Genomic DNA, 18,765 nt, shown 5'->3' on the forward strand with positions numbered 1-18,765 from the left:
TAATGTTCCCTCCTATAAATAATAGTAACGGCAATCCACTTTCAGTTCAGCGTCATATAGCCTATTGAGTTTTAATTTGTTTAAGCCTACATTCAGTTCAGGCTCATAATAATTTGTAGCATGAGTAATATTTTCCCCGTTTCTGAAATAGGCTCCATTCTCATACGTTAATTCATCGCCAGCTCTTAAAGGGGCTATCCTGCTATCAATCTCAGCGCCTATATCATTAAACCCAAATTTAAAGTAACCGTCTATATCTTCGTTAAAAGTGACGCTTATTTTAAAGTATTGGTTAAGTTGATCTATAGGCACATCGCCAAAATTATAAACGTCAAAGGTACCTGAAATGCTTAAATCGAACGTATAACGTCTTGTTTCTGGGTTACGGTTCAAACCCATTCCATAAGCCCATACAGAGCTTTCATCATAGGTTAGACCCTCCCGTTCTAAATCTAGTGAAGTACCTACACTTTCAGCAAAAGGCAACTCCGTCGTATGAAAGGATAACTCGCCTTTGCCTTTAGCATTATGTTTACTTTGCTCTATTTCAGTAGCGCCTGAAAGTCTCACAAGATACCGTTTGCCTGTGTTTACGTCATTATCTGATTGAGGGTTATCAATCACAGTCTCTCGCCCGTACTGGTCTATTGAGATTGCGTTTGAGTCTTTAGTATCTTTGAAAGTGTAACCTGCCACTTGAGGCCTGCGCAATTCTTGAATGTAATAGGGTTCAGTGCTTGTCGTGAGCTTGTAAATCAAATCTCTAAATAGTGGATAAGAGGCCATATTCTGACCTTGAAATGAAAAAGGAACGCTTATCTCGCGCCCCTTGTAAGTTGCCCCCATATCAAAAGAGCCATGCAGCCCCTGTATGTTTTGAGTTTGTTCTTCCATTTCTACTCCACTAATCACAACATCACTGACTTCGACACCGTATTCACCTAGAGTGAATGTGTCGCCGTTTCGTCGTGTGATTTTTAAGTCGATATTAATACACCTCCTAGAATGTGATTACTGAGTCATTACGTGCATTTACGCCGTTCACCTTAGCTGTTAGAACTTCGTCGTCAGTGTCTAGCTGTATGCGTAAGTTCAATTTGCTAGGCTCAGCCTTAACTGTTGTCGCATGGTTTGCCGTAACATGGCCTCTAGTTGATAGATTGTTAAGTTCGCGATTAATGCCTTTAACTGCAGGCTTGGCTTGTAAGTTAGGGTTAAAGCCTTGAGTCATTTGTTGCGCAATTCTTCCTGTATCACGTACGACTTTTCTGCCTCTGTTATTAAGCCCAATTTGCATACCTTGCATCGTATATTGTCCGATTTCTTTGAACACTTTAGACGGCGAATGAATACCAAGTAATGACTTAGCGCCGTTGACTGCGTTAGATACAACGCCTTTAGCAGCACTCACTAAGGAGCCTGCCATGCTCTTGATACCGTTTATCATACCTCTAATAAGGTCTGCACCTGCTGACACCATTGCGCCAACGAATGACTTAGCTGCACTCACTGCGTTTGATACGCCTGATTGTACTGCGCTGACAACACTGCTCATACCTGACGTTACTGCACTGATAATGCCACTCATTGCTGATGTAATTGCGCTTAGTACGCTATTCCACCCTGATGTGACTGTGCTGACAATAGATGATATGAACGAGCTTATTGTGCTGACAATAGATGACCACACGCTCGATACGGTCGACGCTATTGAGCTAAGGATTGATGAAATGGTACTCATCACATTATTCCAACCGCTCGAAACCGTACTCACGATACTTGAGATAAATGAAGAAATCGCACTCACGATTGACGACCATACGCTCGATACGGTCGACGCTATTGAGCTAAGGATTGATGAAATCGTGCTCAGTACACTGCTCCAGCCTGACGACACAACACTAACAATCGTTGATATGATTGAGCTTATTGTGCTGACGATTGATGACCAAATGCTTGATACCGTAGAGGCAACCGAACTAAATATTGATGATGTCGTGCTAGCAATCGCCGACCATGCTGAGCTAACTGCACTGACGATACTTGAAACGATAGAGCTTATTGTGCTGACAAGTGAACCCCAAATTGCGGACGCTATACCAACCAATGATGACCACATTGACGACGCTGTGCTAGTGATTGTTGACCAAATGGAGCTTAGTATGCCAACTAATCCCTGAACTACAGACTGTATCGCTGTAACAATGCCCTGCCAAATTGCAGAGGCCTGACCTTTAAGGGCGTTCCATGTTGTTATGGCATTTTGCTTGATTGAGTTCCATAAATTCATAAGCCAATCTCTTAAAATACCGAATATGTTCTGTGCTGCTGTAACAATGGCTTGCCAAATAGCCTCGCCTGCTGATTTGATAGTTTGCCAAGCGCCCTGCCAGTCGCCAGCTAAAAGTTGAAGTAATGCTGTTATAGTGCTGACGATGACCTCCATCGCAACAGTAATAACCATCTTAATAACTTCCCACGCTACCTGTGTAGCTGCTTTGATTGTGTTCCACGCCTGCTGCACGATTGGTGCGATTAAGTTTACAGCTGTCTCTACTACAGTAACAATTTGGTTCCATGTATTTTGGAAAATCGGCACTAAGGGTGCTACTATTTCCTGTATTCTTGAAATCAACTGAGAAACAAACTGCACAATAGCCTGAACAGCCTGCATGACAGTGTTTTTGATTTCATTCCACGCATTAGTCATTTGAGTTCTAAGTTGCTCTGAGCTTGTCATCAACGCTACGAATATCCCTATAAGCGCTGTAACTACGCCGATTACTGCCCACACTGGAGCACTCAATGCTCCAAATGCGCCACCTAATACTGATAACAGGCCTTGAACGATTTGGCCAACGCCAACGAACCTCATAAATCCTGATACTAAAGGAGCGATAACCTGTATTACAAATTGAATTGCTGGCCATAACGCCATAAATACGCCTGATAGTGAGGCTATAACCCCAATGAGCACGCCGACAATAGGGTGAGTCGCTGTTAGTTGAGCTAGCCACTCAGCAAAGGCATTTGCTACTTGCAACACTTTCGCTCCTAATGGTGCCAATGCTACGCCAATATTGACTAATACGCTTATGATATTGCCAATTAGGCTGATTAAGACTGGGCCATTCTCTTGTACATATTTCACAAACTGCTGGAAACCGTCTGACTCTGCGATTGTTGAACTCCATTGCTCAAACCTGTTTGCCATTTGAGCTAATGACTCAAATATGACTTGTGAGTTAGGCGCAAAAGCTTTCATCAAATTGAAAATACCTTTAAAGGTTGAGCCGAATATATCGCCTATAATAGGCAAGTTTGTTTTCACATAGTTCGTAAAGTCCTGAATGGCTGTACTACCCTCAACACTGTTTGCCCACTCATTGAATGATTTTCCCATGTTCTCGAAACCTTGAGAAACCCATTCGGTAAGTGGTGCTAGTTGTGTGATTAGAGCAATAAAACCTGAGCCAAAGTTGCCAACTGCACTGAGCATGTTATTGAATATGTTCACGCCTGTTGAGCCCATCATCTCAAAGAATTGTGTCGCTGTTTGTGACTCTTGAGCCCATTTCAATGTGGCCTGGCTCGTTTTTTCCATGCCTTGAGCCACACCATCTAAGAATGGCGTTAAGCCTTGCAGTGCAACTTTTGCTGTGTTCACTGCGTTTGCAAGTGTGTTAAATATTTCTGATTGGTTCTGAGCAACTACGCCTTGCCATGCTGATTTGAGGCTGTCGACTGCTGAGCGATACTGTTCAACTTCTCTCGTAACAGCTAGCGTGCCATCTTCAACCATTTGTAGCGCACTCATGGCCATAGCGCCGAAACCTACTGCGCCTGCGCCTGCCGTTGCAAATGCGCCAGCAAGTCCAGCTGCACCACCACCGACAACAGCAATAGCGTTCATAACTGCCATTAATGCTGGAACAAGTGAGGCAATTGCTGGAACTAACGCTGTGATACTTGATAGGAACATACCTTTGAACACGTTTGCTGCAACTGTTCCCACTGTTCTAACTCTGTTAGCAATGTTATGTAAAGACGTTTCAAAATTATCTAATGCGCTTGAAACAGCACGTATTCCGTTCATAGCACTTCTTGAGTCAACTACAAGTCGAGTGCGATGTCTGTTTGGGATAGAGCGCAACATAGCCTTAAATCTCTCAATAGCCGAGATAGCTCCCGAGCTGTCAACGTCTAGGGTCGACTTAGCTCTCATACGGCTGAATGACGCCATTTGCTTACGAGCGCTGGCCATCTTACGTTGGAACTCAGAAATGTCAGCTCCGACTTTCGTGTCCTTAATGCTTTGAGCTGTTGACTTGAAACTATTTGCTATACTTTTAGCTCTGCCCATTTTGGCCTCATAGCTTGCAATGTTTGCGTCAATATCAGCTCTTGCATTAGAACCGTCAAAGCTGTTCAAACTTCTTTTAGCGTTTGCCATTTTAGCTTGAAATTCTGCGACATTCGCACCAATACGGGTGTCTTGAATGCTCTCAGCTTGTCGTCTAAAGTCTGTAAGCGAACGACTTGCTGAGCTCAACTTGCGATTGAAACTAGAGGCGTTCAAGTCAAGGTCTGCGTCTGCCTCAGAGCCGTCAAAGCCATTTAATTGGCTCTTAGCCTGTCTGATTTTAGACATAAACTCTTTAACATTCGCACCGATGTCAGCGTCTTTTATGCTCTCAGCAACTCGTTTAAAGTCTTTAGCAACCTTTTCGGCTGATTTCATTTGTTTTTTAAACTTTGATGTATCTGCGTCTATCTCAGTACTTATTTTATATTCAGATTTAGCCACGCTATACCCTCCAATCTAATTTTTATTATGGTTTTTGATCTGTTTTAAAATATCAAGCGACGGTTTATTCTTACCTGACTTACTGTCAGAGTTTTCAAGTTCAATTGACTGACCTCTATTCAGGCGCTTAATATTTTTCTGATAATCTATTAAATCGTTGACAGAGCTGAGGATATACTCCTCTTTTTTGTTCTTGCCTGTACCTACCTCACGTTTAGCTTCTACATCTCTGATTGCAAAAGCTAGTTTATAAGTTTGATACTCTTCTTTGAGCATTTCATACTCAAGGGCATACATGCGGTAGTTAAATTCTCGCAATGTCATTGTGTCAATGTAGTCAATATCATAAATGCCCAACTCGCTCATACACAATACGACAACACGGTCATACGTGAGGGGGTCAGGCTCTTCACTTACTTGCTCTGTTTCTTCGGTTTGTACTCGTCGGGTACTAGGTTTTGGGTTGTAGGTCTCTTTCCCAGTTCCTTAATGATTTGCTCGCCGAACGCCTCAAAGCCCTCATTCTCTGCAATATCGTCAAGAATGTCGTCAAGGTCTGACTCTTGAGGAGCTTTCTTGTGATGTGCTGTTGTTGCAAGAATAACTTCGCCAATAGTGATTGGATTTCCTTGTGCTAAGTTAGGAACTAAAAGCTGCAAGCCTTGTCCGATACTCATTTGTTCTATTTCCATACCTAGACGCTTGTCGATGATAGATAATGCTTTAAAGCCGAATGATAAGTCGATAGTTTTGCCTTTGAATTGAATGTCCATAATAAAAATAACCTCGCTTGTATGTTTTAATTTAGTAATAAAAAAGAGAGGGCTTTTCGCCCTCATTATGAAGCTAGCCCTACTCTGCTGAAATGCTGATCTCATTAGTGCCTGTTGTTACCTCAGCTATTTCGGGAGCCTTAGGGAGTTTCTTCGCCTGTCGCACCATCGTCAGGCTGTGGAATATCCTCGTCAGGTAAGTCAGCAAGTCCGTCGTTTGCTGGGTCATCTGCTGTAGTGTCGTGGAAGCCATAAGCTGCTTTGTTTTGCTCTACAATTTCAGGTAGTGAAGCAAAACCTCTTTGTTTCTTAGCATAAACGCCGAACTCAGTCTCGAACTCTGCAATAGAGTCAGCCTCATTAGTACGAGTGATTGAGTTGAAATGCCCTTGACGATATTCAGCTTTGTATTTACCCTCTTCATTTTGCACACGTTTGTTGATAATCCATAATTCATATGGCACAGCGTCCTCTGCTGCGTCCTCGATTTCATCACTTAATTCATCATCAACGTCCATATAAGATGTGATTGTTACTGTAGACTCACGTGTTCCTCCTGAGCTAACTGATCCGTCAACTGTAGCCTCGTTGTCAGTATCTCTTTCAGTTTCACGTTCTAATTCTGTAATCCACATAATTTTATCTGCTTCCTTAGCTTCTCCTAACTTACGGATAAGCGCTAATTCATCTGAACCTTGTTTGATTGCCATATATAGTTTCCTCCTAATTTTAAGCATAATAAAAGGCAAGCCTTAGACGAGACCTGCCTTATGACGCTCTATAAGTTGCGTCAATAACTGTATGATGTAATATTTGATTAGTTGTTTTATCTGTGGTGTCTGTAGTATCTATATTCTCGAGAGTCACTCTGTAAGAGGGAAGCATTTCAACATTAAGTAAAGTTTCTTGTATCTGCATATATATACTGTCAGCGTTGGCTAGGTCATCCTCAGTGCTCCACAGATGAGCTCTCACTGTTGGTGTACCACAGAAATTATCAAAGCTCATAACGCTGATGCTATCCTCAGTGTCCTCAAGTACAATAAAAGGATATGATAACTCTTGATGAAGCTCTTGAACTCTTATTACTGGAACCTCCAACGCTCTGAAAGCTTTAAAAAGATAATTGAACAACTCAAATTTTGTTGATTGTTTTGCCATTTATTTTCGACCCCTCCTTAATTGAGTAACCTCTCAAGGTCTTTATTTATCTGAGCACCCTGTCTTTCATAAACCTGCTTCATAAATGTCTCAGGTGCCATATATCTTGTACCGTACTCAAGAAAACCTGAATAGTAGGCGTTTGATGTGATGACATAACTCATCTGACCTCTTTTAGTATCTTCGACCATACGCGCAAGGTTACCGGTCCAATAACCTTTAACCATAACACGACGAGCTTCTAGCACTGTGTTTGAACGAAACTCTTTAGCATTCTGCTGTAAGATGTAATCGACATCGTCGTCAATAGTTTTTTGGTTGTTTTGTATTTTTCTAATCATCTTTTTAACGCCTGTAATTCTCATTCATTGACCTCTTCTATATAAAAAACTGTATCTCTTCTATACTTGACAGAGCGAACTATAAGATATTTTACGTTATCTATATAAACGTGTGTCACAGGCTTCTCAAAGCGATTACTTAGTCTGATGAGACTAATATCTCGAGTTACCTCCCCAAACTCAACAGCTGTACGCTGAGGCGAGAGAGGTGACTTATTACAGGGAAGTGAGTTATATATTTTTTGACCAACAACTTCATATTTCCCAGTGTCAGGGTTGTATTGCTTTTGACCCTCTTTAACAAGGGTAGCTCTATGTTCATATCTCAATAAAACTTGATACTTCCTTTTTTACTTGAAGTAGACGGGAACTCGTCCTCGATGATTGATAGGTACTCGTCGAAGTCGTTCTCTTGAAACTTTGTTGAGCGTCCGTCAATGCTCTCAGAGCTCATACCCTCAGCACCTATACGGTTATATCGCTTAACTGCTACTTCTTCGATTACCCAATCAAGAGAACTAGGGACTGTCTCTACATCTTTAGGGAGCAATGCAATTAAACGTTTCTCCGTCACATCTATAATTTTCTTTAGTTGGTCATCTTGCTTGTCATCATTCAAGCCTATAAGGAGCTTTACGCCGTCAATGTACGCCATTGCTTAACGCCTCCTTATTCTGCGCTCACGTCTGCTGAGTCCTCTGTCGTTTCTGTAGTAACGTTTTGAGGTTCTGCTGGTGCGCTTTCCTTAGTAGTGAAAGCTGGCACGTCAACCTTAGCTGACTCGCCTGTCTCGTTACTGAAAGCTACTTGATACGTTCCTGCTGCGTACTCAGTACCAGCCTCTAAGCCGTCAATCGTAACTGACGCTGTGCCGTCCTCTGCACGTTCTGCTGTTCCTACAACGTTCTCGCCTTGATACACTTTTAATATGTCTGCCATTGTGTAGCCTCCTAATAATTAATTAACTGTTATTCTTGCCGATTTTACGTTAGGTCTAACGCTTACGCCCTTAGGCCTCGCTGGGAGTAGATCCACCGTCAGTTTGTTCGCCCTCAATGTCTACAGCGATAACTGCGTCCACGTTTTCAGGGAACATTGAAATTGCTGACGCATATACAGTATCAGCTGTTAAGCGTTGTGGTTGAATGTCATGAATGACACCTACAAAGCCTGTTTGGTCTGAGGCAAAGTTGAACGCTCTGCTCATTTCGCCTTGTGGGTTTGCATATGCAACATTTAAGTTTTCAGCTGTAGTCATGTATACAGTGCCTTGTGGCACGTCTGCGAACTCGATTACTTGCACGCCTACATAAGGTGTCAATAAGTTCAATCCGAATTGAGAACCGTTTGAGTTGATGAAACCATCTGCTAAGTGTCCTGCTACGTCATTAGGGTTTACTAATGCGATAGGTGTCACTTCATCATCAAGTAATACAGATAAGTTAGCACGGCCACGAGATAACGCACCTTGTAAATTCTTACCTGATAACGCCTCAGTGTTTGTACGATTTTCGTTATCTACAGCTTCCTTAATTGTGTTGAAGAAATCTGTGCGGAATTTTTTCTGTACATAGCGAATAAGCTCAGCGTCTGTACGGTTGATTGCTAAATCATAGCCGTGTGATTGAATAGCTTCAGCTGATGTTGATTTACGGAACTTACGAAATTCTAACTCAGTGATATTCACAAGTTCACGTTCAACTTTAGTTAACGGAATGATTTCTCCCTCTTCAACATTACCGTTTGGAGCCTCTGACTCTACTACATTGAAACGATATTGTTTTAATGCTGAACCAACGTTCATTGGGATTTTGTTTGTGATACCTAACGCCTCAAATAATTTGTTTAAGCGTTCGCCCATCTTGTTTGCGAAGTCAATCGACTTTGCCTCGCCTAATGCCTCTACATCAATTAAGTTATTTTCTACTGCCATTATGTAAAACCTCCGATAGTTTAGAATAAGTGTCTATTTTGAGCAATTGCTCTTTGTCGTGCTGAGTCGTCCTTAATGCCCATGATGTCCTCACGAGTCATTGAGCCTGTAGATTGAAAGCTCTTAGGCGTGCCTTGTGTCAGCTTAACTTGTACCTGCTCTTTAACCATTTTGTTAAGCACATCTGTAAAAGCTTTGACGTTCTCGCTTGTTTGGTCAGCTGTGTCAGCTGTCACAATTTCGAGTAGGTCATCATCTGCTGTGATGTCCTTTTCTTTGAGCATGTCTTTAGCTGTCTGCTTCATTTCATAGCGTGCCTCTTTAGCCTTATAGGCGTCGAGCTCTTTTTGCATCTTCTCACGCTCATATTCTGCTTTTTGATCTTTATTCATTTTCGCTAACTTCTCAGCCTCTTTGGCTTTCTCGTCAGCTTTCTTTTGCTCTCTAGCGATACGTTTCTCGATGATTTGATTTACTTCATCTTGAGTGAATGTCTTTTCATCGCCTTTAGTACCGCTCTCATCTTGTTGCTGTGTGCCAGCACCTTGCTGGCTATCATCGTTTCCAGCCTGCTCATTATTATTGTCTGCTGCTTCGCCTGATTGTTCAGCAAAGTGCTGTAAGTTTAATCTTAATTTGTCAGTCATATGTGATTGCCTCCATTTATAGCCCGTCGGCTCTGATTTCCATACATGCTTTTTACGCCATCAGCACGTTTTGGGCATAATAAAAAGCCACCTCCCAACAATAGGGAAGTAGCTTATATAAAGTCTTTAGGGTCTAGCTCTCTTGTGCTTTTTGGTTTCTCTGCTTTACCCTCAGCTCTGTTGGCTGGGTGCGTGTTGTTTAGCTTGATAAGCTCTTTGTGTATGCCGTGTAGGCTCTGTGCTATCAATTTCAAATAACCTGTATCTTGATTACTCATCTTTGTCATTCGCCTCTATTTCAAAACCGTCTATTTTGTATCTGCCCTCACGCTCTTTGAAAAACTTGTCTCTCCAATTGCCAACATGTGGCACTGTGAAACTTCTGCAATGAGGGTGCATAGGTGGTGCGTTTACACCTGGTGTCATATCTTTAACCTTATAAACATTCTCGTTGTGACTTCTGCATATGTCAGTTGTGCGGTCATCTAAGAAAGCAAGGAACTCATATTCTGCACTGTCGCCCATTGTAGCCTCATAGTGCTGTTTTTGAGCTTGTGTCTGTACTCTTGCCGTCTCTGTTAGTAATAATCTTTTAGCTTGATATGCTGTTGCCCCTGACTGCTTTCTCAACTCAGGGACAAACTCTTTAGGGTGTCGACCTCTCAGCATTGTATGTCTGATTGCCTTGTTTACCTGTGCTCGAGTGTGCTCCATGTTGCGCCATATACGAGTAGACCATACAACGTCGTCAAGCTCTGAGAAGATAACAGCTCTCACATGCTCAATTGAGACATTTGCTGTTGCTCCTATCAGGCCAGCCTGTCTTTGTATCTCTCTATAATACGCACTTTCCATGTAGTTATACATTTGACTCTCAAGCTGTGCTGTAGCGTATGTCATTATCAGCCCTAGCTGCATCTGCAACATACGCTCACGACTCACATACATTTTTGTATTGTACTGTCTGAGTTCCTCATTGGCTTTGTCGCTAAAATCTTTATTGTCTACATACTGTTTTGCTTTATTCTCTAATTTCCTGATATCAGTACGGTCAATTTTCTTTTTAGCATCTTCCAAAGTCATGCCCTCAGCTGTTGCATACTTAGCATAAAAGGCCAGCACCTCACGCTCAATGTCATCGACCATCTCGTCTACAACTTCATTGATACGCTTGATTGTCTCTCTGTCGTCTTGAGCCTCTTTTTTCATGGCCTCTTTAGCACGTTCTCGCCAATATTCCTGGTTTGTCGTCATAGTTTATCACTCTTCCAGTGTGCCGTCATCGTTTGCTACAGGCTCGAAACTATACTCACGTTTGTCAGCTCGTTCGATTTGTTCGTCCTCTTCTTCTTGTATCTTCTCTAGCTCTGCGCTAGGGTCGTCGATAAAGTCTAAGAGGCCAAGCCGAGTTTTCTCTGACACGGTGCCAGCAAGCATGTTGACCATTTCCACATTGTCTTTTAGTGACTTCGGTAAGTTAGGCGTGAACGCTATGTCTATAGTTTCATGGTCATGTGCCTTAGTGCCCTCAATGTTCTTGTTATTGAGTAGCAACTTGTAGCGTTTCATTAAGCCTTTTTTGAACAAACGCTCTTTAGTGGCTCTTGTCTGCTCTAAGCCAAATAACTTGTATTTCATTGACTCGCCTGACTGATGTCCTGAGAATTTCTCGTCGTTCATGTCAGGTGTATTCGTGAACTTGTGAATGTCATCTTGCAATCTAGTCTTGTAGGCCTCTGAGCCCTGCACATCATACTGCTTGTATATGTACTTAGCGTCAGCTTTGCCCTCGCCACCGTTTGCATTGATTTCAGGTCTAATATGTATCATGTTAGCGTCTTTGAACGCCTTAGCGTCCTCGCCATCAAGTTCAGCATTGCCGATTAGCGCAAGCATTGCGTCATTCGTGTCGCTCATGTAGTTTGCTGTGTCTGACTGTGCTGAGTCATACAAGTCAATCAAGCTGAGCACGTTCTCAAAGTCGCCTTGCTTAAATTTATTGTTCAGATACTCAACGATTGGCACATCATTGTAAAAGTGCTGGTATCTCTCAACTGTCTGAGTTGCTCCGTCCTTGATTACATAGTGTTGAATGTGCGTATCTGTGTATACGTCAATGTGATTTGTCTTAATGCTGTCCTTGTCTACTGTGTCATAATAGCGAACGCCTGCAATGACTTTCTTATCAATGTCATGGTTGTATACGACAAATGTGCTCTTAGGGTCTAAGGTCATGAACCTATCGACGCCGTGTTCGTCTCTGAAAACAATCTCATATGCACGACCATATATGCTCAAGTCTAATGCGACATCACTGTTTACAGCGTCACCGTCATTTTGGTCGTTCAGGTCATAGATTGTCTGTTGCGTCTCTTCATCTTCATGAGTGAACGTTATCGGGTTACCTGTTAGGTACCCAACAATAAATTGCGATATGTATTTAGCAAAGTTATGGACTGCACGATGATCAGCTTTCTCTGCGTCTTTTCTGCGCTGTCCCTCAAGTATGCCTGTGTTTTGACTTAGGAAGTAATCCTCTAGCACCTGCAAGCGTGGCACTTGATTGTTCTTATGCTCACTGACAATGCTATTAAGCACGTCAATGTTCTCTAGCTCTTCGGGCGAGTTAGCAAGAATGTCTCTATTTGCCTCTCTGCCAAACTTCAAATTGTATTTATGTTTATTAGTTACATGATAGTGTGAGCCCAAATGCTGCACCTCCTAAAAATAGCTTTTAATGCGTCGTAGCTGCTTAGCGTCTTTTTTGCCTTGCTTGTCTTTGAGCATGAGCTCTTCTACTGCATAGCGTAGGGCGTCAATACAGTGGTTGTATGTGTCAACGGGTTCGTTGTAATATTCATCTGTTTGCTTATCTTTTTTCCATGTGTAGTTGTCCAACTCTTCAATCGTTTTATAGCACCTCTCGTCGACTATGATGTCGAACTGGCTTATAAACTGTATACCTGACATGATACTGTCAGCGCCTTTCATTGATGGCTTAATGCGCTCAATGCCCTCTCGTTTCATTTCTGCAATTGATTTCTTTTCAGCACTGTCTGCTGTTATGCGTTCTTTTGCATAACCTAGCTGTTTGATTACGTTTGCTATTTCATCGTTTAACATGCCTGTCTTGACGTACTCCTCTAATATATAGAGTTTCTTATTCTTCACATCTGCTTTGACATGAATAAAGGCACTCGGGTCGTTAATGTAACCATAGTCAAGCGCAAAGTAAGAGGGTATGTGTTTTAAATCTTCTTTGTTCAGAATATCTGTTTCATATTTAGGAAACACTAGCTTATCAAGCGTAGCAAATTCGCCCAGCGCATATATTTTGTAATAGGCTGGGTTCCTGCTGGCCAAGTCCTCCAAGTTCTGACGAGTCATTTCATCAAGAAACTTATTATCTTTGTAGCTTGATTGCTGTATGAGCGTGTTCTTGTGAGGCTCGCCTGTAAAGAAATACTTATAAACCCAATTGAGCTTGCTCACAGGGTTGAACATTAAGAATATCTGTTTATTAAGATGTTTCTTCTCTCTCAGCCTTAAAGTGAGCTGTGTGTAGTCGTTCAAGTGAAACTCTGAGGCCTCTTCCATTACTACATCACTGATACCTTTAATTGATTTGATTTTCTCGCTATTATCCATGCCCTTAAACAGGAACACAGCCCCGTTAGGCAATGTGATACGATTATCTGTTTTGTTCCACTCGCAAAAGTCCCATATCTTGAAATCGACCAGACAGCCCTTAACGTCCTGGAATAAACTGTCTGCAATCGTTGCACCGACCTTCCTGAGCCATAGTATCTTGCGTGGATATTTCCAATCCTGTAAGGCTTTGAGCACGACTTTCTGAACTACACCGTGCGACTTGCCTGACGAACCACCACCATAATGCACCTCTGTGAAATGGCTGTAGTCTGTTAGGATATTGAAAATATTTCTGTTAAAAACTTTTGCTGGCTTAGGAAAGTTAAGATTAATCTTCGCTGTCGTCATCGTCATAAGCTCCGATGTTCAAATCAATGTTACGCTGAGTGATTTCTTGCTCAACCTTATCTCTATATTTAGCTGGGAGCCTGTTTTTCAGTGCGAATATTAGGCTGGTAGGGTTTGCGTGTTCGTACTTCTCAATTTGCACTACATCGCCTTTATTTGTCACTGTTTCCTCTTTGTAATAATAGCCTGTTGCTCTCTTATGTAGCGCGTTCTCTAGCTCATAGTCAGAAACCTCTTTGCCCTTTTTTATGGCGTCTGAAAAGTCTTGCTTATCTTTTTTCCATTTAATCAAAGTATGTTTAGAAACGCCTAAATTCTTCGCTATTTGCTCATCAGTGAGCCCGTCTCTTTTCCAGCCCTCAACAAGAGCCAATTTATCAGCTATTTCTAACTTCTCGTATAGAGTCTGTCGTGCCATGCCATATAACACCTCCGTTGCGCTAAATGCTTAATTAAATTTGTGTATAAAAATAGTCGACTGAGTTGCTCTCAGCCGACCGAAAGGAGTAATAATCAAATGTCCATTATATGAAATCCCAATTCCATAGCACATTATAAAGTAAAAGAAGAAAAGTATTAACCCACCAAAAACAACTTTAGTGTTCGTTTAATTTGAACATATTACCATATTAAGTCTGTTTTTACTGGTTTTCAATGGGTAAAAAAACCAAATTTAAACATAGCCAATATATTTTGCTAGCTTTTCAAGTTGAGCTGATTTAAAACGTCTCATACCTGAATGACTGACATAGTATCTATCAGCAATAGCGTTCCAAGTGTTGCAGTCTATAGGTTTATCCCAAAACTTTAATCTAAATATCTCTATTGTTTTCTCATCACATTGCTGTAGAAATCTCTCCGTACCCTTTACAATATCCTGCAAACGTCTATATCTAGCATCTTGATTACATTTGATAACCTGCTGTTCAATCGGATTACTAACTAAATTTGCTTTGCCACCCTCAGGGTTATCGGGATAGTGATTACTCATTAGCTCGTATTCTCTAAACTTCAAATCTTCTCTGTATCTGTCTAAATTCTCAATATAATCTTCTAACTTAGCGTAATCAACTTTTTTTAATTCCTGCACGATTTTACCCCCCTTAAAAAAATAAAAAAATAAAGTTATGCTCGTTCAATTCACTTTTTAAATAGTTTGTAGTTGATCTTCTTAAAGTCACACTTCTGTTATATTGTCTTACGTTTTACTTTTATATATCTATTAATGTAATCTTGCATATACTCATTTGCGTATTTATATTCTTGTAACTCTTTTCTATGTTTAAGTTGTATAGCTACTAATATAAGTGATGTGATAGCTAATATAATAGATACAATTCTCCTCATCACTCACTCACCTCTGCTTTGATTTTATTCAAATCAATCTGATCCCAATCACTAGCAAAGTCCTTAGGTGCAGTATCAATATCATCTTCACTCTGCAACTTAACTATTAGTTCGTTTGTTAGGTATTTGCCTAGCTCATACATAGCGATTAAGAATAAATTTTTAAGTATGCGTTTAATCATTGTTATCATCTCCAGTGTCAATTAAACTAGGAATTATTCTCAACATAGCTCTTAATTCATATTCGTTCATATTGGCCATCGTAGGGCTGTAAAACTTACTATCTTTATCATTGATAGCTTTAATAAAATCATCTTCGATTTTCACTTTTTCTTCAGGTGTACTATTTTTATGTTTCCTGATTATCTCGGTGTATCTTTTTGAAAATTTCATTTTAGGAATGCTACTCATTCTTATCCTCCTCAAATTTACTTAACGCCTCTTCCTTACTCTCAGCCTCTACAATAGAGAGAGTTTCATTACTACGTGGTTTCTCAACATCAGTGTGAATGTCTCCTGTGCTATCTTTGAATTGACGTATTAGGTATTGCATTATTTATTTCACCTCATGCGTAATACTGTAATATAATATTTTTCCACCAGAACTTTTAGCAATGTTTTTAGCATTTTCCACATCTGAATATTTCTTTGCACATTCTATATCATCAGTAAAATCATAACCTTTGAACGGACCGTTCTTGGTTAAATAGACACCTTCGTTAATTTCTATAATGTAATATAATTCTTTTTTATACATTTTCTAAATAACTCCTTATCGAAATATTTTTAATATTAGCCATGACTACAAACAAAGAATTAACACGAAGAAAGATAATGTCATTCTTATTTCAGTCCATGCTATATCATGTACTGTTACTAGTATTGAATATAAAAAACCATTCACTTCCCCAGCACCTCTTTTACTTTTTCTAGTATGTCCTTATCCTTCGAGGTCTGCTTCTTTGACGAATTTCCCATCAACCATCTTTCCTTTTCTATCTTTAATTTCGTCATAAGCTAGTTGAACACAAGTAGTTAAGTCTGTATTGTATGTTTTAGCAGTTTCTTCTAACATTCCAATCACATTCGACAAGCAAGCTTGTAATTCTGAAAATAAACTGCTGTCAAACGGTCTTTCATTAACGAATTCATTTAACCTATTGCCTACATCGTTTAATGAGTTAACATAACAAATTGTAGATATATCGTAATCTCCAAAACTCATTAATTTAATGGCTAGTTCCACATCTCCTTTGATTTGTTGCATCATAATTGTAATAACTACAAACATATCTCCTATACTATCTTTGATTACTTGGGTATCTATCTTATTAATACCTTTTACAAGTTCTCCATGTTCTTCGACCAACTTATCAAATTGCTTCATTGGATCTGCAGTGTTTAAATTACGGTCAATACTCCATTTTTGTACTTGTTCTACTAATTGATCTAATGTGTTAGCCATTTATTGTTCCTCCTCGAATTTTCTCTCAAGCCCTTCCATTTCTTGCATAATACCTTCACATGTATCCAATTCAGTCAAACCATAGTCATCTAAACCAGCAACATTATCAGCTTGTTCATACTCTCTAATTTTCATAGACAAGCCATTTCTTAAACTCATCCACATTTGCTTATAACTTTCCATTTTCTATCCCTCATTCCATTTCGAATTTTCTTTCAATAGTCCAGCGTCCCTTAGATCATCATTCAAACTACGTTGCCTGTCCTCGTACCACACGTTAGCTAAGTATCTGCCGAATACATCACTTTTGTATGTCTGCACATATATTTTCTTGCCTTCTACACACGCTTTAGTAAAATCGGTAGCTTCTTTGTAGTTCTCTTGCCCTCTTTCAGGTGTATCTACATTAAGTAACCTTACTCTACGTTCTGCAGTTGTCTTGAAGCCTAAGTCCAGTAAGATATCTATCGTGTCCCCGTCAACTACGTTGGTACATATAGCTTGGAAAGTGTATAAATAATTTTTTATATTCATCTCACACACTCCCTGTTTCTTTTTATGTCACACTCACTAACTTTCATCGTCACTCTACTTCCAGCTACCTTAACCACAAAGCCTTTGACACCTAACTCACGTAACTCATGCTGTATTTGTATAGGTGTCTTACCTTGTGTGTTGTATCGATAGCGTTGGTTAATAGTGTTGGATAATATCATGCGTTCAACTCCTCATATTCATCTGCCCACATGAAAGCTCTATATCCGATTGAGTGATAGTTTTGCCGTAAGTTATTACAACATTCGCAAATCGTATTCCTGTTATATAAAGTCACTTGCTCGGCTTCTCTTGTGCTTTTAAATTCATCTAATAATTCGCCATACTCTCCAATAAAAACAACACCTCTACGTTTACTTTTATGACCAGTAAGACGACCTAATTCTTCTCTAGAAATCTTTTCTAAATTACTTGCTCTAATATCATATTTCAGTCCATTTTTAGAATGAATAACATCGTCTTTATTTAAGTTTCCGTAGAACGCTTCATAAACAAGCCTATTAGCTCGATAATGTTTCTTTTGATATTTGATAAATGGATAACCTTTTTGGCTAAACACAAAATAATAACGCCAACCTGAGTTAGTTTTAGCTCTAAACCTAGCATGATCACTTACATATAAACCTTTTAATCTAGTTTCTCTCCACACTTCGTTAGGTATTTCTATTTGCTGGATAAGTTGGCGTTTCTCTTTAACAGATAAAGGTTCTCTAATAAAGTAACACTCTAATTTTTGGTTATATGTTCTATTTTGAATATATCTTGTAAGTGATGACGGTATAATACCTAATACTTTATGAGCGTATTCGGTTGAAATGCGGGTAAGCCGATTGAATAACGGCTCCCACATGTATACTGGCAATTTCTTTGCCATGCTTATCCCTCCAATACTTCGATAAATCTATTTGCATATTCTTTTAACTTTTGCTGATCCTGTAAGTCGTTCTTTTTTCTACCTGTTCTAAGTGCATAACGTAATTGAGTGAACTTCATTGCACCTCTAAATTCTTCTTCGGTAAATTGTTGCTTACAAAATTCAATTAAGTCGATACCTTCATTGCTTGTATAATGATTAGGTTCTTTAACCATATCCACCTTACGTGTGAAAGGCTCGTTTACTTTCATAAACTCCCAACTATCATCTATCACATCTTTTCTACCGCCTTTTATTTCAACCTTTGCCCAAAAGTAAATTCCGTTCTTTTGATTAGTGCCGCCAGGTTCATCAACAATCGCTAAAATACTACGAGATTTATCATGACTATATAATCTGATTACATCGTTTCTATTTAAATCACTAATTCTCATTTACCTATCCCCTTACCTTTGGAAATATGTCGTTTTCTGATAAGTATCTAAACCACTTACTACTCACTCTATGCTTAGCGACTAATTCTTCTGAACGTCTTGCTCTTGCGATACGTTGCTCACGTCGTTTACGTTTCAACGCTCTTTCATATGCTGCTCTAATATACATAAGCTGACGGTATTCTCTTTCTGATAATCCACCGTACTGCTCTTTATTACTTAATCGTTGCTCTTCTTTTACTAATTCATCATTATTAATCACGATACTCATATACTCCTTTTCCATATAATAATTCTGGACCTCTTAATCCTCGGTTATATCGACCACGTAAAGTAGTATGTGGTACGCTATATTTTTTCGCTGCATTTCTGAGTGAGATACGCTCCCCGTTTAAATAAACATGAGTTGCTCTAGGATTTTTAAGCATA

At 39.9% G+C, this 18,765-nt stretch carries 30 protein-coding genes; all 30 read right to left on the bottom strand.

Features of this window, described 5'->3' with window-relative positions; all coding sequences use genetic code 11:
- Positions 1-12: 12 nt before the first annotated feature.
- A complete protein-coding gene (locus FH144_RS07810) occupies positions 13-993 on the bottom strand; it encodes a phage tail domain-containing protein (protein ID WP_347341116.1) in 981 nt (326 codons plus the stop codon).
- A 7-nt stretch (positions 994-1,000) separates the two neighbouring features.
- The gene (locus FH144_RS07815; protein ID WP_242314868.1) at positions 1,001-4,807 is read right to left on the bottom strand and encodes a phage tail protein; all 3,807 of its coding nucleotides are present in this window, start codon (positions 4,805-4,807) and stop codon (positions 1,001-1,003) included.
- A 15-nt stretch (positions 4,808-4,822) separates the two neighbouring features.
- Complete coding sequence (locus FH144_RS07820; protein WP_242314871.1) at positions 4,823-5,173, bottom strand: hypothetical protein; 351 nt, start codon at positions 5,171-5,173, stop codon at positions 4,823-4,825.
- A gap of 47 nt (positions 5,174-5,220) precedes the next feature.
- Positions 5,221-5,646, bottom strand: a complete 426-nt coding sequence (locus tag FH144_RS07825; protein ID WP_481914059.1) for a tail assembly chaperone — start codon at positions 5,644-5,646, stop codon at positions 5,221-5,223.
- 74 nt (positions 5,647-5,720) lie between these two features.
- Positions 5,721-6,290 (bottom strand): phage major tail protein, TP901-1 family, encoded by a 570-nt coding sequence (locus FH144_RS07830; protein ID WP_242314873.1) that lies wholly within the window; start codon positions 6,288-6,290, stop codon positions 5,721-5,723.
- A 58-nt stretch (positions 6,291-6,348) separates the two neighbouring features.
- Positions 6,349-6,741 (bottom strand): hypothetical protein, encoded by a 393-nt coding sequence (locus FH144_RS07835; protein ID WP_242314875.1) that lies wholly within the window; start codon positions 6,739-6,741, stop codon positions 6,349-6,351.
- Positions 6,742-6,758: 17 nt separating this feature from the next.
- Entirely contained in the window at positions 6,759-7,106 is a 348-nt protein-coding gene (locus FH144_RS07840; protein ID WP_242314877.1) for an HK97-gp10 family putative phage morphogenesis protein, read from the bottom strand.
- Between the two features lie 301 nt (positions 7,107-7,407).
- Positions 7,408-7,737 (bottom strand): phage head-tail connector protein, encoded by a 330-nt coding sequence (locus tag FH144_RS07850; RefSeq protein ID WP_242314882.1) that lies wholly within the window; start codon positions 7,735-7,737, stop codon positions 7,408-7,410.
- 14 nt (positions 7,738-7,751) lie between these two features.
- Positions 7,752-8,021, bottom strand: a complete 270-nt coding sequence (locus FH144_RS07855; RefSeq protein WP_242314883.1) for a fibronectin type III domain-containing protein — start codon at positions 8,019-8,021, stop codon at positions 7,752-7,754.
- 70 nt (positions 8,022-8,091) lie between these two features.
- Positions 8,092-9,015, bottom strand: coding sequence for a capsid protein (locus tag FH144_RS07860; RefSeq protein WP_242314884.1), 924 nt, complete (start codon positions 9,013-9,015; stop codon positions 8,092-8,094).
- A 20-nt stretch (positions 9,016-9,035) separates the two neighbouring features.
- Positions 9,036-9,662 (bottom strand): DUF4355 domain-containing protein, encoded by a 627-nt coding sequence (locus FH144_RS07865; protein ID WP_242314908.1) that lies wholly within the window; start codon positions 9,660-9,662, stop codon positions 9,036-9,038.
- Between the two features lie 113 nt (positions 9,663-9,775).
- Positions 9,776-9,949: a hypothetical protein gene (locus FH144_RS07870; protein WP_242314910.1), complete on the bottom strand. Its 174-nt coding sequence runs from the start codon at positions 9,947-9,949 to the stop codon at positions 9,776-9,778.
- The gene (locus FH144_RS07875) at positions 9,933-10,916 is read right to left on the bottom strand and encodes a minor capsid protein (RefSeq protein WP_242314913.1); all 984 of its coding nucleotides are present in this window, start codon (positions 10,914-10,916) and stop codon (positions 9,933-9,935) included. Before FH144_RS07875 ends, FH144_RS07870 begins: the two co-directional genes overlap by 17 nt.
- Before the next feature lie 6 nt (positions 10,917-10,922).
- Complete coding sequence (locus tag FH144_RS07880; protein WP_277953156.1) at positions 10,923-12,371, bottom strand: phage portal protein; 1,449 nt, start codon at positions 12,369-12,371, stop codon at positions 10,923-10,925.
- A gap of 12 nt (positions 12,372-12,383) precedes the next feature.
- Positions 12,384-13,661 carry a PBSX family phage terminase large subunit gene (locus tag FH144_RS07885; protein WP_242314914.1) on the bottom strand — a complete coding sequence of 426 codons (1,278 nt, stop codon included), beginning with the start codon at positions 13,659-13,661 and terminating at the stop codon, positions 12,384-12,386.
- A complete protein-coding gene (locus FH144_RS07890; protein WP_242314916.1) occupies positions 13,642-14,079 on the bottom strand; it encodes a helix-turn-helix domain-containing protein in 438 nt (145 codons plus the stop codon). The genes FH144_RS07885 and FH144_RS07890 overlap by 20 nt, the downstream gene beginning before the upstream one ends.
- 255 nt (positions 14,080-14,334) lie before the next feature.
- Complete coding sequence (locus FH144_RS07895; RefSeq protein ID WP_242314919.1) at positions 14,335-14,751, bottom strand: transcriptional regulator; 417 nt, start codon at positions 14,749-14,751, stop codon at positions 14,335-14,337.
- 98 nt (positions 14,752-14,849) lie between these two features.
- Complete coding sequence (locus FH144_RS07900; protein WP_242314921.1) at positions 14,850-15,008, bottom strand: hypothetical protein; 159 nt, start codon at positions 15,006-15,008, stop codon at positions 14,850-14,852.
- Positions 15,008-15,190 carry a transcriptional activator RinB gene (rinB, locus tag FH144_RS07905; protein ID WP_242314922.1) on the bottom strand — a complete coding sequence of 61 codons (183 nt, stop codon included), beginning with the start codon at positions 15,188-15,190 and terminating at the stop codon, positions 15,008-15,010. The genes FH144_RS07900 and rinB overlap by 1 nt, the downstream gene beginning before the upstream one ends.
- The gene (locus FH144_RS07910; protein WP_242314924.1) at positions 15,183-15,419 is read right to left on the bottom strand and encodes a DUF7366 family protein; all 237 of its coding nucleotides are present in this window, start codon (positions 15,417-15,419) and stop codon (positions 15,183-15,185) included. The genes rinB and FH144_RS07910 overlap by 8 nt, the downstream gene beginning before the upstream one ends.
- A complete protein-coding gene (locus FH144_RS07915; protein WP_277953157.1) occupies positions 15,412-15,561 on the bottom strand; it encodes a DUF1381 domain-containing protein in 150 nt (49 codons plus the stop codon). The genes FH144_RS07910 and FH144_RS07915 overlap by 8 nt, the downstream gene beginning before the upstream one ends.
- A gap of 3 nt (positions 15,562-15,564) precedes the next feature.
- Positions 15,565-15,765 (bottom strand): hypothetical protein, encoded by a 201-nt coding sequence (locus FH144_RS07920; RefSeq protein ID WP_242314926.1) that lies wholly within the window; start codon positions 15,763-15,765, stop codon positions 15,565-15,567.
- A gap of 183 nt (positions 15,766-15,948) precedes the next feature.
- Positions 15,949-16,473, bottom strand: a complete 525-nt coding sequence (locus tag FH144_RS07925; protein ID WP_242314928.1) for a MazG-like family protein — start codon at positions 16,471-16,473, stop codon at positions 15,949-15,951.
- Complete coding sequence (locus tag FH144_RS07930; protein WP_242314929.1) at positions 16,474-16,656, bottom strand: hypothetical protein; 183 nt, start codon at positions 16,654-16,656, stop codon at positions 16,474-16,476.
- A 3-nt stretch (positions 16,657-16,659) separates the two neighbouring features.
- Positions 16,660-17,007 (bottom strand): thermonuclease family protein, encoded by a 348-nt coding sequence (locus FH144_RS07935; RefSeq protein WP_242314931.1) that lies wholly within the window; start codon positions 17,005-17,007, stop codon positions 16,660-16,662.
- A complete protein-coding gene (locus tag FH144_RS07940; protein WP_242314933.1) occupies positions 17,004-17,189 on the bottom strand; it encodes a hypothetical protein in 186 nt (61 codons plus the stop codon). Before FH144_RS07940 ends, FH144_RS07935 begins: the two co-directional genes overlap by 4 nt.
- Entirely contained in the window at positions 17,186-17,902 is a 717-nt protein-coding gene (locus FH144_RS07945) for an HNH endonuclease (RefSeq protein WP_242314935.1), read from the bottom strand. The genes FH144_RS07940 and FH144_RS07945 overlap by 4 nt, the downstream gene beginning before the upstream one ends.
- A gap of 2 nt (positions 17,903-17,904) precedes the next feature.
- A complete protein-coding gene (locus FH144_RS07950) occupies positions 17,905-18,336 on the bottom strand; it encodes a DUF3310 domain-containing protein (protein WP_242314937.1) in 432 nt (143 codons plus the stop codon).
- 4 nt (positions 18,337-18,340) lie between these two features.
- Positions 18,341-18,598, bottom strand: a complete 258-nt coding sequence (locus tag FH144_RS07955; protein WP_242314939.1) for a hypothetical protein — start codon at positions 18,596-18,598, stop codon at positions 18,341-18,343.
- Positions 18,591-18,764 (bottom strand): helix-turn-helix domain-containing protein, encoded by a 174-nt coding sequence (locus FH144_RS07960; protein ID WP_242314941.1) that lies wholly within the window; start codon positions 18,762-18,764, stop codon positions 18,591-18,593. Before FH144_RS07960 ends, FH144_RS07955 begins: the two co-directional genes overlap by 8 nt.
- Position 18,765 lies beyond the last annotated feature (1 nt).

The sequence above is a fragment of the Staphylococcus sp. acrmy genome, assembly GCF_022690565.1.
GTDB lineage: Bacteria > Bacillota > Bacilli > Staphylococcales > Staphylococcaceae > Staphylococcus > Staphylococcus caledonicus.

Excerpts from the sequence above, each read along its gene's own strand:
- FH144_RS07820 (WP_242314871.1), bottom strand. The coding sequence starts at position 5,173 with ATGAGCGAGTTGGGCATTTATGATATTGACTACATTGACACAATGACA.
- FH144_RS07825 (WP_481914059.1), bottom strand. The coding sequence starts at position 5,646 with ATGAGGGCGAAAAGCCCTCTCTTTTTTATTACTAAATTAAAACATACA.
- FH144_RS07830 (WP_242314873.1), bottom strand. The coding sequence starts at position 6,290 with ATGGCAATCAAACAAGGTTCAGATGAATTAGCGCTTATCCGTAAGTTA.
- FH144_RS07835 (WP_242314875.1), bottom strand. The coding sequence starts at position 6,741 with ATGGCAAAACAATCAACAAAATTTGAGTTGTTCAATTATCTTTTTAAA.
- FH144_RS07840 (WP_242314877.1), bottom strand. The coding sequence starts at position 7,106 with ATGAGAATTACAGGCGTTAAAAAGATGATTAGAAAAATACAAAACAAC.
- FH144_RS07850 (WP_242314882.1), bottom strand. The coding sequence starts at position 7,737 with ATGGCGTACATTGACGGCGTAAAGCTCCTTATAGGCTTGAATGATGAC.
- FH144_RS07855 (WP_242314883.1), bottom strand. The coding sequence starts at position 8,021 with ATGGCAGACATATTAAAAGTGTATCAAGGCGAGAACGTTGTAGGAACA.
- FH144_RS07860 (WP_242314884.1), bottom strand. The coding sequence starts at position 9,015 with ATGGCAGTAGAAAATAACTTAATTGATGTAGAGGCATTAGGCGAGGCA.
- FH144_RS07865 (WP_242314908.1), bottom strand. The coding sequence starts at position 9,662 with ATGACTGACAAATTAAGATTAAACTTACAGCACTTTGCTGAACAATCA.
- FH144_RS07870 (WP_242314910.1), bottom strand. The coding sequence starts at position 9,949 with ATGACAAAGATGAGTAATCAAGATACAGGTTATTTGAAATTGATAGCA.
- FH144_RS07875 (WP_242314913.1), bottom strand. The coding sequence starts at position 10,916 with ATGACGACAAACCAGGAATATTGGCGAGAACGTGCTAAAGAGGCCATG.
- FH144_RS07885 (WP_242314914.1), bottom strand. The coding sequence starts at position 13,661 with ATGACGACAGCGAAGATTAATCTTAACTTTCCTAAGCCAGCAAAAGTT.
- FH144_RS07890 (WP_242314916.1), bottom strand. The coding sequence starts at position 14,079 with ATGGCACGACAGACTCTATACGAGAAGTTAGAAATAGCTGATAAATTG.
- FH144_RS07900 (WP_242314921.1), bottom strand. The coding sequence starts at position 15,008 with ATGAGGAGAATTGTATCTATTATATTAGCTATCACATCACTTATATTA.
- rinB (WP_242314922.1), bottom strand. The coding sequence starts at position 15,190 with ATGATTAAACGCATACTTAAAAATTTATTCTTAATCGCTATGTATGAG.
- FH144_RS07910 (WP_242314924.1), bottom strand. The coding sequence starts at position 15,419 with ATGAGTAGCATTCCTAAAATGAAATTTTCAAAAAGATACACCGAGATA.
- FH144_RS07915 (WP_277953157.1), bottom strand. The coding sequence starts at position 15,561 with ATGCAATACCTAATACGTCAATTCAAAGATAGCACAGGAGACATTCAC.
- FH144_RS07920 (WP_242314926.1), bottom strand. The coding sequence starts at position 15,765 with ATGTATAAAAAAGAATTATATTACATTATAGAAATTAACGAAGGTGTC.
- FH144_RS07925 (WP_242314928.1), bottom strand. The coding sequence starts at position 16,473 with ATGGCTAACACATTAGATCAATTAGTAGAACAAGTACAAAAATGGAGT.
- FH144_RS07930 (WP_242314929.1), bottom strand. The coding sequence starts at position 16,656 with ATGGAAAGTTATAAGCAAATGTGGATGAGTTTAAGAAATGGCTTGTCT.
- FH144_RS07935 (WP_242314931.1), bottom strand. The coding sequence starts at position 17,007 with ATGAATATAAAAAATTATTTATACACTTTCCAAGCTATATGTACCAAC.
- FH144_RS07940 (WP_242314933.1), bottom strand. The coding sequence starts at position 17,189 with ATGATATTATCCAACACTATTAACCAACGCTATCGATACAACACACAA.
- FH144_RS07945 (WP_242314935.1), bottom strand. The coding sequence starts at position 17,902 with ATGGCAAAGAAATTGCCAGTATACATGTGGGAGCCGTTATTCAATCGG.
- FH144_RS07950 (WP_242314937.1), bottom strand. The coding sequence starts at position 18,336 with ATGAGAATTAGTGATTTAAATAGAAACGATGTAATCAGATTATATAGT.
- FH144_RS07960 (WP_242314941.1), bottom strand. The coding sequence starts at position 18,764 with ATGCTTAAAAATCCTAGAGCAACTCATGTTTATTTAAACGGGGAGCGT.